This window comes from Agrobacterium pusense (assembly GCF_013285525.1).
In the GTDB taxonomy this organism is placed as follows: Bacteria; Pseudomonadota; Alphaproteobacteria; order Rhizobiales; family Rhizobiaceae; genus Agrobacterium; species Agrobacterium pusense.
The window spans coordinates 840,901-855,102 of record NZ_CP053856.1 but is presented as its reverse complement, the minus strand read 5'-3'; the positions used below and the strand labels follow the sequence as shown (position 1 = coordinate 855,102).

General features: G+C 59.2%; 14 protein-coding genes. 8 read left to right on the top strand and 6 right to left on the bottom strand.

The genetic code is table 11. The features are described from left to right. Positions 1 to 11 precede the first annotated feature (11 nt). The 4 genes from HQN82_RS04160 (at position 12) to sseA (ending at position 4,799) form a co-directional block, all read left to right on the top strand. The gene (locus HQN82_RS04160; RefSeq protein ID WP_112765726.1) at positions 12 to 1,451 is read left to right on the top strand and encodes a cryptochrome/photolyase family protein; all 1,440 of its coding nucleotides are present in this window, start codon (positions 12 to 14) and stop codon (positions 1,449 to 1,451) included. Between the two features lie 122 nt (positions 1,452 to 1,573). Then, on the top strand, positions 1,574 to 2,611 hold the full coding sequence (locus tag HQN82_RS04155; RefSeq protein WP_006697960.1) for a cysteine synthase A: 1,038 nt from the start codon (positions 1,574 to 1,576) through the stop codon (positions 2,609 to 2,611). A 12-nt stretch (positions 2,612 to 2,623) separates the two neighbouring features. Beyond that, the gene (locus HQN82_RS04150; protein ID WP_004441230.1) at positions 2,624 to 3,361 is read left to right on the top strand and encodes an alanyl-tRNA editing protein; all 738 of its coding nucleotides are present in this window, start codon (positions 2,624 to 2,626) and stop codon (positions 3,359 to 3,361) included. A 16-nt stretch (positions 3,362 to 3,377) separates the two neighbouring features. Beyond that, positions 3,378 to 4,799, top strand: coding sequence for a 3-mercaptopyruvate sulfurtransferase (gene sseA / locus HQN82_RS04145; protein WP_173614574.1), 1,422 nt, complete (start codon positions 3,378 to 3,380; stop codon positions 4,797 to 4,799). A 70-nt stretch (positions 4,800 to 4,869) separates the two neighbouring features. Here sseA and HQN82_RS04140 read toward each other — a convergent pair whose 3' ends face one another. Together HQN82_RS04140 and HQN82_RS04135 are read right to left on the bottom strand one after the other, a co-directional pair. Next, positions 4,870 to 5,514: a dihydrofolate reductase family protein gene (locus HQN82_RS04140; protein WP_045534286.1), complete on the bottom strand. Its 645-nt coding sequence runs from the start codon at positions 5,512 to 5,514 to the stop codon at positions 4,870 to 4,872. Positions 5,515 to 5,568: 54 nt separating this feature from the next. Next, positions 5,569 to 6,456, bottom strand: coding sequence for a DUF4344 domain-containing metallopeptidase (locus HQN82_RS04135; protein WP_112555038.1), 888 nt, complete (start codon positions 6,454 to 6,456; stop codon positions 5,569 to 5,571). 162 nt (positions 6,457 to 6,618) lie between these two features. On the opposite strand from HQN82_RS04135, the gene HQN82_RS04130 reads away from it, so the two are divergent. From HQN82_RS04130 to HQN82_RS04120, 3 genes are all read left to right on the top strand, one after another. Then, positions 6,619 to 7,086: a DUF1203 domain-containing protein gene (locus tag HQN82_RS04130; protein ID WP_173614573.1), complete on the top strand. Its 468-nt coding sequence runs from the start codon at positions 6,619 to 6,621 to the stop codon at positions 7,084 to 7,086. A 99-nt stretch (positions 7,087 to 7,185) separates the two neighbouring features. Then, positions 7,186 to 7,521 (top strand): PilZ domain-containing protein, encoded by a 336-nt coding sequence (locus tag HQN82_RS04125; RefSeq protein WP_004441225.1) that lies wholly within the window; start codon positions 7,186 to 7,188, stop codon positions 7,519 to 7,521. Positions 7,522 to 7,728: 207 nt separating this feature from the next. Continuing rightward, positions 7,729 to 9,717: a bifunctional 2',3'-cyclic-nucleotide 2'-phosphodiesterase/3'-nucleotidase gene (locus HQN82_RS04120; protein WP_173614572.1), complete on the top strand. Its 1,989-nt coding sequence runs from the start codon at positions 7,729 to 7,731 to the stop codon at positions 9,715 to 9,717. Positions 9,718 to 9,759: 42 nt separating this feature from the next. On the opposite strand, the gene HQN82_RS04115 is transcribed toward HQN82_RS04120, so the two are convergent. Continuing rightward, positions 9,760 to 10,302 (bottom strand): DUF2087 domain-containing protein, encoded by a 543-nt coding sequence (locus tag HQN82_RS04115; RefSeq protein WP_173614571.1) that lies wholly within the window; start codon positions 10,300 to 10,302, stop codon positions 9,760 to 9,762. A gap of 273 nt (positions 10,303 to 10,575) precedes the next feature. Continuing rightward, positions 10,576 to 11,544, bottom strand: coding sequence for a LysR family transcriptional regulator (locus tag HQN82_RS04110; RefSeq protein WP_006697950.1), 969 nt, complete (start codon positions 11,542 to 11,544; stop codon positions 10,576 to 10,578). Positions 11,545 to 11,694: 150 nt separating this feature from the next. Between HQN82_RS04110 and HQN82_RS04105 the strand changes: the two genes are divergently transcribed. Then, on the top strand, positions 11,695 to 12,312 hold the full coding sequence (locus HQN82_RS04105; protein WP_004441220.1) for an FMN-dependent NADH-azoreductase: 618 nt from the start codon (positions 11,695 to 11,697) through the stop codon (positions 12,310 to 12,312). 190 nt (positions 12,313 to 12,502) lie between these two features. Here the strand turns inward: HQN82_RS04105 and HQN82_RS04100 are convergent, their stop codons facing one another. Then, positions 12,503 to 12,814 carry an HlyU family transcriptional regulator gene (locus HQN82_RS04100; protein WP_004441218.1) on the bottom strand — a complete coding sequence of 104 codons (312 nt, stop codon included), beginning with the start codon at positions 12,812 to 12,814 and terminating at the stop codon, positions 12,503 to 12,505. Positions 12,815 to 12,884: 70 nt separating this feature from the next. Continuing rightward, positions 12,885 to 14,159, bottom strand: a complete 1,275-nt coding sequence (gene ilvA, locus HQN82_RS04095; RefSeq protein WP_004441216.1) for a threonine ammonia-lyase — start codon at positions 14,157 to 14,159, stop codon at positions 12,885 to 12,887. Between the last annotated feature and the right edge of the window lie 43 nt (positions 14,160 to 14,202).

Below are 14,202 nucleotides of genomic sequence, written 5' to 3'. Positions count from 1 at the left end.
CGGGCCCTCCCATGCAGACAAAAGCCTCTCCCGTCATCGTGTGGTTCCGCAAGGACCTGCGCCTTTCGGACAACCTCGCTTTGCTTGCGGCGGCCGACCATAAAGGTCCCGTCATCCCCGTCTATATCAGGGAAAAATGTTGCGGCGCGCTGGGGCGTGCGCAGGAATGGTGGCTTCACCACTCGCTCACTGCGCTTCATGCCGCGCTCAAGAAAACAGGCAGCCGCCTCGTGCTCGCCAGCGGCGACGCCGAGGAGGTTTTGCGCAGGCTGATCGCGGAAACCGGCGCAGACACCGTATTCTGGAACCGCCGCTATGATCCTGAAGGTATTTCGACCGACAAGACCTTAAAACGCGCGCTCCGGGATGAAGGCCTGACGGTACGGAGCTTTTCCGGACATCTGCTGCATGAGCCATCGAAGCTGCAGACCAAATCCGGTGGTCCCTACCGGGTCTATACACCGTTCTGGCGCGCTCTGGAGGGCGGCGAAGAGCCCCACGCGCCTGCGGATGCGCCAGACAGACTCAACGCGCCCAGGAACTGGCCAAGATCGGAAACGCTCGACGAATGGCAGCTGCTGCCCAAAAGGCCTGACTGGGCAAGGGAGTTTAGCGATATCTGGACGCCTGGCGAAGACGGGGCGCGAGAGAAGCTCTCCGATTTCATTGACGGCGCACTGAAAGGTTATGAAGAGGGCCGCGACCTGCCGGCGAAGGACGCGACTTCCCGGCTTTCACCGCACCTCGCATTAGGAGAAATCTCACCCGCCACCGTCTGGCATGCGACGAAGGGACTTTCCCGCCACATCGCCTCAAACGATATCAGCCGTTTTCGCAAGGAAATCGTCTGGCGGGAATTCTGCTATCACCTCCTGTTTCATTTTCCCGAGCTGGACGAAAAGAACTGGAACGACAGTTTCGACGCCTTCAGCTGGCGGGACGATGACAAGTCCTTCACGGCCTGGACGCGCGGCATGACCGGCTATCCGATCGTGGATGCCGGGATGCGGCAACTATGGCGCCACGGCACGATGCATAACCGCGTCCGCATGATCGTGGCGTCCTTCCTCATCAAGCATCTGCTGATCGATTGGCGCAAGGGTGAGAAATGGTTCCGCGATACGCTCGTGGACGCCGATCCGGCCCCCAATGCCGCCAACTGGCAGTGGGTGGCGGGTTCGGGAGCGGATGCCTCGCCATTTTTCCGCATCTTCAACCCTATCCTGCAAGGCGAAAAATTCGATGGGGACGGCGATTATGTCCGCCGTTTCGTACCGGAGCTTGCAAGGCTAGAGCGCAAATATATTCACAAACCATTCGAGGCCCCGAAAGAGGTGCTGACCAAAGCGGGCATCACGCTCGGGGAAACCTACCCGAACCCCATTGTCGACCATGGCAGGGCGCGGGAGAGAGCACTTGCTGCCTATGCCAGAGTGAAGAAGAAGACATAAAACTGGGTATCGGCAAAATTTTGCGTGGCGGAGCCGAAGCCGGGAAGATAATTTCTTGCCTTGAAGCGGTTGTAACGGGACATAACGGCACCTAATTTCCGCTCAGACAAGAAGGCTCAATCATGACCATTCACCCCTCTGCGCTCAGTGCCATCGGCAATACGCCGCTCATCCGTCTGAAAGCTGCTTCTGAAGCGACGGGTTGCGAAATCCTCGGCAAGGCGGAATTCCTCAATCCTGGCCAGTCCGTAAAGGATCGCGCCGCGCTCTACATCATCCGCGACGCCGAAAGGCGCGGACAATTGCGCCGGGGCGGCACCATCGTGGAAGGCACAGCGGGCAATACCGGCATCGGCCTTTCGCTGGTCGCCAATGCGCTCGGTTACAGGACGGTCATCGTCATTCCCGAAACGCAGAGCCAGGAAAAGAAGGACGCGCTGAAGCTTCTCGGCGCAAAGCTGGTCGAAGTCCCGGCAGCTCCATACTCCAACCCGAACAATTACGTGAAAGTATCCGGCCGGCTAGCGAGACAGCTTGCGGCGACGGATGAGAACGGCGCGATCTGGGCTAACCAGTTCGACAATATCGCCAACAGACAGGCTCATATCGAGACCACTGCTCCCGAAATATGGGACCAGACGGATGGCAAGGTCGACGGTTTCATCTGCGCGGTCGGCTCCGGCGGAACGCTGGCGGGTGTGGCGGACGGCCTTCGCGATTTCAATCCCGACATCAAGATCGGCCTTGCCGATCCCGAGGGAGCGGCACTCTACGAATTCTATAAGAATGGCGTCCTGAAATCGGAAGGCACCTCCATCACGGAAGGCATCGGGCAAGGGCGCATCACCGCCAATCTCGAGGGTTTCACACCGGATTTCTCCTATCGCATTCCGGATGCGGAAGCGTTGCCCATCCTTTTCGATCTGGTAACGAAGGAAGGCCTGTGCCTCGGCGGCTCCACCGGCATCAATATCGCCGGCGCAATCCGGCTTGCCCGTGAGCTTGGTCCGGGGCATACAATCGTGACGATACTTTGCGACTACGGCAATCGTTATCAGTCGAAGCTCTTCAATCCAGAGTTCCTGCGGTCCAAGGGCCTTCCCGTTCCGCAGTGGCTGGCGACGAAAACCGATATTTCGGTTCCGTACGAAACCGTTTGAGGACATGCCGAAATGCCTGTGAATGCCCTGTTCCGTGACGATTTTTATCTTTCCACCGCAGAAGCGATCGTCACGGCGGTGCATGAGGACGGCGGCATCGAGTTCGATCAGACCTGTTTTTATGCCACCTCGGGCGGCCAGCCTGGCGATACCGGCTTTCTCGAGCGCGCTGATGGTTCGCGCATCGCGCTCGGCATTACAAAGCATGGCACCGACAAGAGCGTCATCATCCATGTCCCGCTTGAGGATCAGCCGTCTCCTGAAGTCGGGGAAAAGCTGACGCTGCATGTGGACTGGCCGCGTCGTTACAAGTTGATGCGCATGCACACGGCCTGCCATCTGCTCTCCGTCGTCTGCCAATGGCCGATCACGGGAGCAGCCGTTGGTGAGGACGAGTCGCGTGTCGATTTCGACATGTCGGAGACCATTGACAAAGACGACGTAACCGCCAGGCTGATGGAACTGGTGAGAGCCAATCATCCCGTTTTCCTGCAATGGATCACGGACGAGGAGCTTCAGGCCAATCCCGGCATCGTCAAATCCAAGAACGTGCGCCCGCCAATGGGGCTCGGTCGGGTCAGCCTCGTCTGCATCGGCGAAAATTCCAGCATAGACAGCCAGCCCTGCGGCGGCACCCATGTATCCGAAACGCAGGAAGTAGGCGATATTCACATTGCCAAGATAGAAAAGAAGGGCAAGGAGAACAGGCGGTTCCGCATTCGTTTCGGCGCGCCTGAAGCTGTTGCCTGAGATCGGGAGAGACATCGTGAGCACGGATAAGAGCCGTTTCGTCGTTTCGGCGGACTGGGTTGAGAAACAGCTCGGCACGCCCGGGTTTCGCATCGTCGATGCCTCCTGGTATCTGCCGGCGCATAAGCGCAACGGCGCAGAAGAATATGCGGCAGGTCACCTTCCTGGCGCCGTGTTCTTCGATCAGGATAAAATCGCCGATCACACGACCGGCCTGCCGCACTCCCTGCCCTCGCCTGAATTTTTCGCGGAACAGGCCGGCGCGCTCGGCCTCAGCGAGACCGATACGATCGTGGTCTATGATGGTCCGGGCTTCTTTTCCGCACCCCGCGTCTGGTGGATGCTGCGGGTAATGGGCGTGCGCAAGGCCTATGTGCTGGATGGCGGCCTGGACGGCTGGAAGCGCGAAGGCCGGCCGCTGGAAACCGGCGCGCCGGAAATTGAGCCCACAACCTTCACACCCGATTTCAACGAAAAACGTGTGACCTCGCTTGGCACCATGCGCGGTATTGTCGACAGCGGCGAAAAGCAGATTGCAGATGCCCGCGGTGCCGGCCGCTTTACCGGCGAGGAGGCCGAGCCGCGTGCGGGCATGCGTTCGGGCCATATGCCCGGTGCACGCAGCCTGCCGGCGACAGCCTTTTCCGAAAACGGCCACTTCAAGGACCTTACGGCAATCCGCAAAATGGTGACCGATGCCGGCATCGATCTTACGAAGCCCGTCGTAACGAGCTGCGGTTCGGGTGTGACGGCAGCCGTCATTACCCTGGCCCTGGAATCGCTCGGTCATCAGGACAATTCTCTCTATGACGGCTCATGGTCGGAATGGGGCGGATTACAGGACACGCCGGTGGTTACCGGTCCGGCGGATGCGATCGCCACGCTGTCGCACGGCCCATTGAAGGCGCACGTGACGCAGCTCGAAATGACGGCACCGCCGAAGGTCAGCCTGCCGATCCCCGTCAACATCCAGACGGCGCTGATGCGGGTCAACAATATTCCCCTGCACTTTTACCGCTATCTGTACTGGCGGGTTGGAAAGCGATGGCATTGGCAAAAGCGCATGCGCATGAGCGATGCTGAACTTTCCGCCATCCTGCGCGATCCGAAAAACAGCGTTACGGTTCTTTATATGAACGGTGCGCCCGCCGGTTTCTTCGAGCTGAACAAGACAAGCGACGAGGTGACAGAGCTTTCTTATTTCGGGCTGCTCGAAGAAGCGATCGGCGCTGGTGTCGGCAAGTGGTTCCTGTTGCAGGCGCTTTACGCCGCCTGGCAGGACAATCCGCAGCGGGTGACGGTGACGACCAACACGCTCGACCATCCGCGCGCCTTGCAGCTCTACCAGATGATGGGCTTTTCGCCCGTGGGCACCTATGAGGCCTGGGTGGAGCCGTTGGCCGATACGGAGCTCCTGGAGATATCGCTACGCAATTGAGGGGTAGCGGTTTACGCGCCTTATCATCCCGTGTTGTTCACGGGAGGGATGGTAAAAAGGGACGCGGCGCTCACGCTTTGTCGATAATCAGATGTGTCGCGCCCTCGCCCGCCACCGCTCCCGTGCAGCGGTAACCGAGGGCGGGCAAATCCATGCCTTCGAATAATTGTTCGCCGCGCCCGAGAAAAACCGGCGCCAGCGCCAGATGCAGCTCATCTATCAGGCGCGCCGTCATATATTGCCGGATAGTGGAAACCCCGCCGCCGATGCGGACATCCCTGCCATTTGCCGCCGCCAGCGCCATGTCGAGCGCCGCCTCGATGCCGTCGGTCACGAAATGGAAGACAGTACCGCCCTGCATCGTGAAGGACGGTCGCGCGTGATGCGTCAGGACGAAGACTGGAACATGATAAGGCGGCTCGTCGCCCCACCAGCCTTTCCAGTTTTCATCCGGCCACGCGCCGCGCACCGGCCCGAACATGTTGCGGCCTAAAATCCATGCTCCGATATTTTCAAAGCTCTTTTCGGAAAAATCCTCGTCGGTGCCGGTCGAGCCGCCGTCTTTACCGAACATGCGGTGAAAGGTGCGGGTCTTGAAGGCCCATTGGTGCAACTCTTCACCCTTCACACCCAGCGGGTTCTGCAGACTTTGATCTGGTCCTGCCCCATATCCGTCAAGCGAGATGGCGAAATTGCGAACGACAACCTTCGGCACGGCACTCTCCTCCATCATGAGGAGGCCAGGCTATCCGCGACTGCAACCCTAGCCTCAGATTTCCCGTTCCAGATTAACCGCGGCAGTCGGGATCTGCCCGCCGGCTGCGCCCTTGTCTTCGGTGACCGTGTTCAATAGATGATCGGCAATGAGTTCCGCCTGGAACTTGCCGAGTTCATAACAATAGGTGATCTCGCGCTTTTCCGCCGACCAGTAGACATCGGGGCGACCGCAGGACTTGGCCGTCAGCTTCACGTCCCCTTTCAGGCCATAACCGCCAAAGCTGCGGCTGATGAGATCGAGGACCTTCGATTCCTTGATCATGATGGCATAGGGTTCAAGTTCCGGATCGCGCGGCGGCACGTAGCTGACGGAGAACCTGGAAGGCGTCTGACTACGGTGGGGCGCGAGAAAATTCTCCCAGGCCGAAGCGACCGCCGGATAGGCCGCGGCGCATTTGTCAAATTCGGCATTGGGAAGCCCCATCATGGCGGCGAGATCGCCATAACCGTCCTTGTCGCGGCCCACCATCAGGCAGGCCATGTTGCGGTCGCGGCTCCTGTCGGGCACCAGCGCGGAGAAGACAGGGGCTTCGTGCTCAGGAAGCGTCTCCGCCTCACGTGCGAGATACCAGCTGTCGGTGGCGTTCACGAGCGCGGTGTCAAGCCATTCTTCATTGGCCTGCAGGATCAGCGTTCCTGCCAGTTGGTCGGCCGGGGCCTGCACACTTCCCGTGTCCGCCGTGCCGAAATCCGAGATCAGCATGCGCGCGCCCTCATGGTAGAGCGAAAAAATCGCGTTGCCGATGACGAAATTGACCGCCTGCTGGAGCTGATCGTCGGACAGGCCGTCGAGACCGGAGGCGACCTGCGCCTCGGCATCAATCGGAGCCGTCAACGATACGAAAGCCAGCGGAACGGCGGCCAGAAAACGACGGAACATAAAATCAGACCTTCCGGGAACGAGGAGCGTCACTGATTCCCGAACCTAACGAGTCACGCAATGGGCTGGTTGCATCAGCTGTCAAGAATCGGGTGGATAGCAGCGCGTTTCGGGACCATAGCTGCAAAGAAGCAACGCCGATCCCAGCCAGAAGAGGCCGCCATGACCAATATCGTTTTCACCGCAATGCCGGCTAAGGACGCCGAGGATTTCCGCGCGGGCGCCGCCGATGCCTATGGCAATCGACCGGAAACAGCCGTGTCTCCCGGCGCCATGCCGTGTCGCCACTGCCTCGACCAGATCGGCGCGGGTGAAGCCATGCTCGTACTCGCCTACCGGCCGTTTCCCTCGCTGCAGCCCTACGCCGAGACGGGGCCGGTCTTCCTGCATGCCGAAGCCTGCGACCGTTATCCACTGACAGATATCCTTCCGCCGATGCTGGACAGCCCCGATTATATCGTGCGCGGATATGGCGACGATGACCGTATTGTCTATGGCACGGGTGCGGTAACGGCCACCGGCGAGATCGTTTCGCGGGCGCGGGCACTTCTGGGGCGCGAAGACGTCGCCTATGTCCACGTCCGTTCCGCACGAAACAATTGTTACCAATGCCGTATCGCCAAAGCATAATCACAGCATTGTCTAGAATTTTAACCGAACGGCTAAACGGGTTTCAAACTTTTACAGATTAATCTGCACGCATCGGAAACAATTGATTTGAGTAGCAAAATGACAAACAACCTCAATATGGCGACCCGGACCGCGCCTCGCAGCAAGACAAGGATCTTTGCGACTGTGCATTATTTCAGCCAGTCGACCAGAGGACGTGTCGTCGATCTGTCGGCAACTGGAATGGCGCTCGAGCTGGACGGGCCTTTCGCTGCCGCCAAGGGTAGCCGGGTCAAGGTGCAGAGTGAGGATCTGGGCTTCATCGAGGGCGTCGTGCAGTGGCAGCACATGAACCGTCTTGGCCTGCAGCTCAAGCTTTCCACCAACACGCTGGCGCAGCTCTCTTCCTATTTCCGTTTCTTCCACGAAGACGTGAAACCGACACTGGCCCGCTGATCCGGAGCATTACAATGCGCGGAACAAATGACGCGCATTTTCCAGTGCGGCGGAACCTGCGCCGCACGTTACTGACAAAAAATTTATCAAACGGTTGAAAACCGGCCCATCTGTCATGGGCCTGTCATTTTGGTGATGGACTCCTCTGCGATTGCTTCTACCCTGTCGTTTTTAAAGACAGAGCAAGCTTCATCCGAAGGAGTTCCCATGTCGTCGCTTCTCGCCCTCCACCCCATTACCCGGCGCTCGCTTCTGGGTGGCATTGCAGCCACTTCGGCGCTCGTGATGTTGCACCCTTTTGCTGCGCGTGCGGCGGCCAACCAGGCGCATCTGCGCATCATGGAAACGACCGACATCCATGTTCACGTCTTTCCCTATGATTATTACGCCGACAAGCCGAACGACACGATGGGTCTGGCGCGCACCGCCTCGATCATAGACACCATCCGCGCCGAAGCCGGGAACTCGATGCTGGTGGATAACGGCGACTTCCTGCAGGGCAACCCGCTCGGCGACTATATCGCCTATGAGCGCGGCATGAAGGCCGGCGACAAGCACCCTGTCATCAATGCCATGAACGTGTTGGGTTACGATTGCGGCACGCTCGGCAACCATGAATTCAATTACGGTCTCGACTATATGTCGAACACGCTGGCGGGTGCCGGTTTCCCCTATGTCTGCGCCAACCTCACCAAGGGGCAGCTGGCTTCCGATCCGAAGAACGACGAGCTGTTCTTCAAGCCCTATGTCATTCTGGAAAAACAGATCCGCGATGGCGGCGGCGTCACCAGCCCGGTCAAGGTCGGCATCATCGGTTTCGTGCCGCCTCAGATCATGATGTGGGATTCCAAGAATCTCGAGGGCAAGGCGCAGACGCGTGACATCGTCGAGGCGGCGAAAGCCTGGGTGCCTGTCATGAAGGAGGAAGGCGCAGATATCATCATCGCCCTTTCCCATTCCGGCATCGACGGCAAGGGCCAGACCGAGCGCATGGAAAACGCATCGCTATATCTCGCAGCTGTTGAAGGCATTGATGCGATCTTCACCGGCCACCAGCACCTTGTTTTCCCCGGTCCGAAGACCTGGGACGGCATCGAGGGTGCTGATGCGGTCAAGGGTACGCTGATGGGCAAGCCGGCGGTCATGGCCGGCTTCTGGGGCTCCCATATGGGCCTTATCGACCTGCTGCTTGAAAAGGATGGCAAGAGCTGGAAGATCGTCGACTTCACCTCAGAAGCCCGCCCGATCTACCATCGCGATGAAAATCGCAAGGTCGTTGCTGACTATACCGACAAGCCGGAGGTTCTCGCCGCAGCCAAGGTGGATCACGAAGCGGCCCTTGCCTATGTGCGCCGCCCGGTCGGCAAGACATCCGCGCCGCTCTATTCCTATTTCGCGCTGGTGGCAGACGATCCGTCCGTGCAGATCGTCTCCAACGCCCAGACCTGGTACATCAAGGACATGCTGAAGGAAGGGCAGTATAAGGATCTGCCCGTGCTTTCGGCAGCGGCCCCCTTCAAATCGGGCGGTCGTGGCGGCGCGGATTATTACACCGATGTCCCCGCCGGTGACATCGCCATCAAGAACGTCGCCGATCTCTATCTTTATCCCAACACGGTGCAGGCAGTGCTGATCAACGGGGCGCAGGTGAAGAACTGGCTGGAAATGTCCGCCGGCATGTTCAATACGGTTGAGGCCGGTGCCAAGGATGCGCCACTGCTCAACCCAGACTTCCCGTCCTATAATTTCGACGTGATCGATGGCGTGACTTATCAGATCGACATTTCCAAACCGGCGAAATTTGACAAGGACGGCAAGGCGGTCAACCCGGACAGCAACCGCATCGTCAATCTGCAGTTCAGTGGCAAGCCGATCGATCCCGAACAGAAATTCGTGGTTGCCACCAATAATTACCGTGCAAGCGGCGGCGGCAAATTCCCCGATATCGCCGGCGACAAGGTGATCTTCGTCGCGCCCGATACAAACCGCGACGTGATCGTGCGCTATATCATCGATCAGGGCACCATCAACCCGTCCGCGGATGCCAACTGGTCCTTTGCACCGGTGGAAAACACCACCGCCGTCTTCGAGACCGGGCCCAAGGGACGCCATTACGCAGCCGACATCAAGGGCGCCAGGATCGAGGATGCCGGCGACGGCGCGGAAGGTTTCGCGAAGTTCCGCCTGATTCTTTAACGACCGTGCCCTCCCGGCGACCTGTCGCCGGGAGGTATTTTCCTAGTCGCGCCCAGCCAACGCGCGTAACAGCATAGGCAGTTCCTGCGGCGGCTTCTGTTCGACACGCCGATAGTCGCTGCCGTCACGGTTACGGCGGATGAGTCTCAGGCCAACCATGTCGCGCCTCAGCATGGCCGCATCCCCGAACAGGTGCAGGCTATCCAGAAAGCTGTTGAATTCTCGCTCGGAAAAACTCTGCCCGGCGGGAATTTTTGCCCAGAGATACCAGAGGCACAGTTCCTGATGCGACCGGCGGGCCGGCCATTGCATCAGCCGGCCGGCGGCATCAAAGACACGAACGGTCTTCAGCACCCTGCCCTCATTGACGGCTGGCAGCAGCTCAGGCTGAGCGGTTGCGCTTTCGGCGGAAGAGATGCGGTCAGCGCGCAGATGCTGGAAATTTCGAAAACCGGCGGCCCGGCTCAGAAGATTGAGCATCTCCACATGGCTCGGCTGGCGGTCCAGCCTGCCGATCTGCTCGCGCACGGATTTGGCAAAGGTCGAGAGATCGGCGATATCAATGGAAAGGATCGAACGTGGCATGACTTACCCTCAAGTGCCATTCCGAAAAGGTGTCGCTGATCGCCGGCTTCCGACAAGGCACGGGATAAGTGCTGTCAAACCATATATATGCAGGTTTAGCTTCCCATGCGGGACGGCGATGCCTCGGTGAACTGCAGACCGTGATTAGGTATAGGCAGGCGATCCGCCCACGTCAATTGGCCTCTGCGGCATAGCGCCTAGGTTGCCGCGCGTTTCCTCTCCCAGCCGGGGCGAAGAAGCAGGCCCGGCCGGTCCACATATAATTAGCCAATATCACTCAGCGGCGACAGCAATGGACCTCTGTTTGCTGGCAGCAAGCATACCATTGAAATCCTTATGATTCGGGCAGGCGGACAGGCGCTGCTGAAAAGCCTCGGCGAGCCATTGCCCCGCCGGGCCCGCAGGCGAATCCACCCGTCGCAGTGCAAACAGCGGATATTCCCCCTGCTCATAGGCCTCGAGTTCGAGCGCCTTGAGGCTGCCATTGGTAAGATCGTTGCGGACGATCGATGCGGGCAGACCGCCCCAGCCGAGACCGCCCTTGATGAGCTGGTATTTGGTGGCGATGTCGCTGACCCGCCATGTCTTGTAGGAGAGAACATTGAAATCGCGGCCCTTGGTCAGGCCGGAGGCATCGGTGACGACAAGCTGAACCTCCTCGCGCACATCGGCGAGAACCAGCGGGCGTTCGATCTGCGCCAGCGGGTGATCCGACGCGACGACCGGCAGCATGAAGGAATGGCCCACCTTTTCGACGACGAGCTCATCATCCTGGCGCAGCATCGCCCCGCCAATGCCGATGCCTGCCTTGCGGGAGAGCACCATGTCCATGACCATGCCCAGCTCGCCAACATTGAGGCTGAGGGCTACGGTTGGGAACTGCGTGCGAAAATCCCGCAACACAGCCACCACGGCCTCCGCCGGCACCATGGTGCTGATAGCTACGGAAAGTTCCGCTTCCAGCCCCTGTTTCAGCCCCTTGGCGCGGGCACGCATTTCCTGCAGGCCAGCGACGATGCGCCTTGCATCCTCCAGCATGGCGCGCCCTTCGTCCGTCAGCTTCGGCTGGCGCACCCCGTTGCGCTCGAAAAGCGTAACCTCAAGCTGCGCTTCGAGATTGGCGATGGTGTAACTGACCACCGACTGGGCACGATTGAGCGCCCGCGATGCGGCGGAAAAACTGCCGGTCTCGGCAACCGTCAAGAATACCTGCAATTGATCGAGCGTTGGGTTCGCGTCCATGTCCCATCCATTTCATCGATAGATTGCTTCCACATTATCACAGTTTTCTTGATGGCAGTAATTTTTCATATAGAGCGCAAAGGCAGGGCATCGTGCTCTCCCGCCCTCCCAAGGCGCCCGTCAATTCATCGCATATGCAAGGAAAAGACCATGTCCAACATTCTTCTCATCACCTCCAGCCCGCGCGGCGAGGAATCGGTTTCGAACAAGTTCGCCGGTGAGCTCGCCAGCAAGCTGAAGGCCAAGTCGGCTTCCAACACCCTTGTCCACCGCGATCTCGCAGCTGACCCGATCCCGCATCTCGACACCGTCAAGACAGCCGCAATCCGCAAGGCACCCGATCAGCGCACGGCTGAAGAAGCGGTTGCAGCCGATTATTCCGACAAGCTCGTTGCAGAGCTTCTGGCCGCCGACACCGTCGTCATCGGCACCGGCCTCATCAACTTCAACATCTATTCCGGCCTGAAGTCGTGGATCGACAACGTCGCCCGCGCTGGCCAGACCTTCAAATACACCGAAACCGGCCCGGTCGGTCTCGCCACTGGCAAGAAGGTGTACATCGTCCTGGCGGCTGCCGGCGTTTACTCCGAAGGCCCGGCCGTTTCGATGAACCATGCCGTTCCCTATCTGAAGACCGTTCTCGGCTTCATGGGCATGACCGATGTGGAAGTGATCTACGTCGAGGGTCTGGCTTTCGGCCCCGAAGCCGTCGAGAAGGCTGTAGCCGCTGCCGAAGCCAAGGTGGAAGAACTGGCACAGGCCGCCTGAGGCATTCATTCAAAGGCAATCCCGGCATGACCGCCAGGTATTGACCGAACTCCCGTACCGTAACGGCCGTGGACCCTGTCCCGGCCGTTATTCTTTGCCGCGTAGGCCACGCACCTGATTCAGATAACAAAGCATAGAAATGCTGCCGTCCCTGAAGGCCGCAGCGTTCAGGCACTCAATGCAGCCGTCATCATTTTCCCGGGAAGAGAGATGAGCCGTTCTGATCGATAATCAGCTTCGCCTTGCGGATGGTGAACTCCACCGCATCATCGAGGCTGGTGAAGACGTCGGCCCGCACGAATTCATGCACCAGCACCTCGTCACCGGCCTTTTTTTCAATACGGCCAGCCAGGCGGAACTGGCCACCTTCCTTGATCGGAGTCGCATAGATCAGATAGTCGCCATGCGCATGCGGTTCTGCCTGCGCCGTCTTCTGCGGGGCGTCGGAAGACGGCTGGCCGGAGCCGAAGGCCGAGAGGATTTTGGAAAAAAACGATGCCATGGCTTGCACTCCCTCAATTCGTGTCACGTTTGAAGGGCGGATGACACCCGCCCTTCCCTGCCTCCTCCGATCAGATGATCAGGTTTGACAGGATGTCATTTTCGGTGATGTCCTCATAACCGAGGCCGGCCGCTTCGAAGCGCTCCAGCAGGCCGGCGAAGTTCTCCTTCGCGCTGGTTTCGATGCCGATAAGGATCGAGCCGAAGTTGCGGGCTGATTTCTTCAGATATTCGAAACGGGCGATATCATCATCCGGACCAAGCAGGTTGAGGAAATCGCGAAGCGCACCGGGACGCTGCGGCAGGCGCAGGATGAAGTATTTCTTCACGCCCGTGTAACGCATGGCGCGCTCCTTCACATCCGGCAGGCGCTCGAAATCGAAATTGCCGCCGGAAACCACGGCGACGACCGTTTTGCCTTCCAGCTTTTCGCGGCCGAGCTTTTCCAGCGCGGCGATCGAGAGCGCGCCTGCGGGCTCCAGCACCACGCCTTCGAGATTCAGCATCTCGATGATCGTCACGCAGATGGCATTTTCCGGGATGAGCTGGACCTGATCGGCCGGGAAATCCTTCAGCGCCTTGAAGTTGAGGTCGCCGATGCGGGCGACGGCGGCGCCATCGACAAAATTATCGATCTTGTTCAGCGTCACCGGTTCGCCACGTTCGAGGCTTTTCTTCAGGCTCGGTGCGCCTTCCGGCTCGCAGAACACGAAGTTTTCCTTGCGGACCGTCCCGGCCAAAAATCCGGACAGGCCAGCCGAAAGACCGCCACCGCCGACAGGCATCACGACGATGTCAGGCTTAGTGCCATCCGGGAGCTGGTCCATGATCTCGGCGGCAACCGTCGCCTGGCCCTCGATGATATCCTCATGGTCGAACGGCGGCACCATGTAGCCGTCATTGTCCTGCACGTGCTGGCGGGCAGCAGCGTAACACTGGTCGAATATATCGCCCACCAGACGGATGGAGATGAACTCGCCGCCGAAGATGCGGGTCTTTTCGATCTTCTGCTGCGGTGTGGTCACCGGCATGAAAACAACGCCATGAACGCCGAAATGGCGGCAGGCGAAAGCAAAACCCTGGGCGTGGTTTCCAGCCGAAGCGCAGACGAAAATCTTGCCCTTGCCGGCCTTGGCCACCGCCTTGCGGAGAAAATTGAATGCGCCTCTAATCTTGTAGGAACGAACCGGGGACAGATCCTCACGCTTCAGCCAAATCGACGCGCCATACCGACGGCTGAGATGTTCATTCAACTGCAGCGGCGTTTCCGGGAATATTTCCCGCACTTCCCGCCGCGCTGCTTCCACAAGCTGCTTGTCCACGATAGTCAATCCATTGAAATTCATAATGGCACCCGCTATGCCATAGGAAGGCGTCCGAGACAAAGAC

What these genes read in the sequence shown, in the direction of transcription:
- HQN82_RS04160 (WP_112765726.1), top strand. Translation starts at nt 12, where the DNA reads ATGCAGACAAAAGCCTCTCCCGTCATCGTGTGGTTCCGCAAGGACCTG.
- HQN82_RS04155 (WP_006697960.1), top strand. Translation starts at nt 1,574, where the DNA reads ATGACCATTCACCCCTCTGCGCTCAGTGCCATCGGCAATACGCCGCTC.
- HQN82_RS04150 (WP_004441230.1), top strand. Translation starts at nt 2,624, where the DNA reads ATGCCTGTGAATGCCCTGTTCCGTGACGATTTTTATCTTTCCACCGCA.
- HQN82_RS04135 (WP_112555038.1), bottom strand. Translation starts at nt 6,456, where the DNA reads ATGTTCCGTCGTTTTCTGGCCGCCGTTCCGCTGGCTTTCGTATCGTTG.
- HQN82_RS04130 (WP_173614573.1), top strand. Translation starts at nt 6,619, where the DNA reads ATGACCAATATCGTTTTCACCGCAATGCCGGCTAAGGACGCCGAGGAT.
- HQN82_RS04125 (WP_004441225.1), top strand. Translation starts at nt 7,186, where the DNA reads ATGACAAACAACCTCAATATGGCGACCCGGACCGCGCCTCGCAGCAAG.
- HQN82_RS04120 (WP_173614572.1), top strand. Translation starts at nt 7,729, where the DNA reads ATGTCGTCGCTTCTCGCCCTCCACCCCATTACCCGGCGCTCGCTTCTG.
- HQN82_RS04115 (WP_173614571.1), bottom strand. Translation starts at nt 10,302, where the DNA reads ATGCCACGTTCGATCCTTTCCATTGATATCGCCGATCTCTCGACCTTT.
- HQN82_RS04110 (WP_006697950.1), bottom strand. Translation starts at nt 11,544, where the DNA reads ATGGACGCGAACCCAACGCTCGATCAATTGCAGGTATTCTTGACGGTT.
- HQN82_RS04105 (WP_004441220.1), top strand. Translation starts at nt 11,695, where the DNA reads ATGTCCAACATTCTTCTCATCACCTCCAGCCCGCGCGGCGAGGAATCG.
- HQN82_RS04100 (WP_004441218.1), bottom strand. Translation starts at nt 12,814, where the DNA reads ATGGCATCGTTTTTTTCCAAAATCCTCTCGGCCTTCGGCTCCGGCCAG.
- ilvA (WP_004441216.1), bottom strand. Translation starts at nt 14,159, where the DNA reads ATGAATTTCAATGGATTGACTATCGTGGACAAGCAGCTTGTGGAAGCA.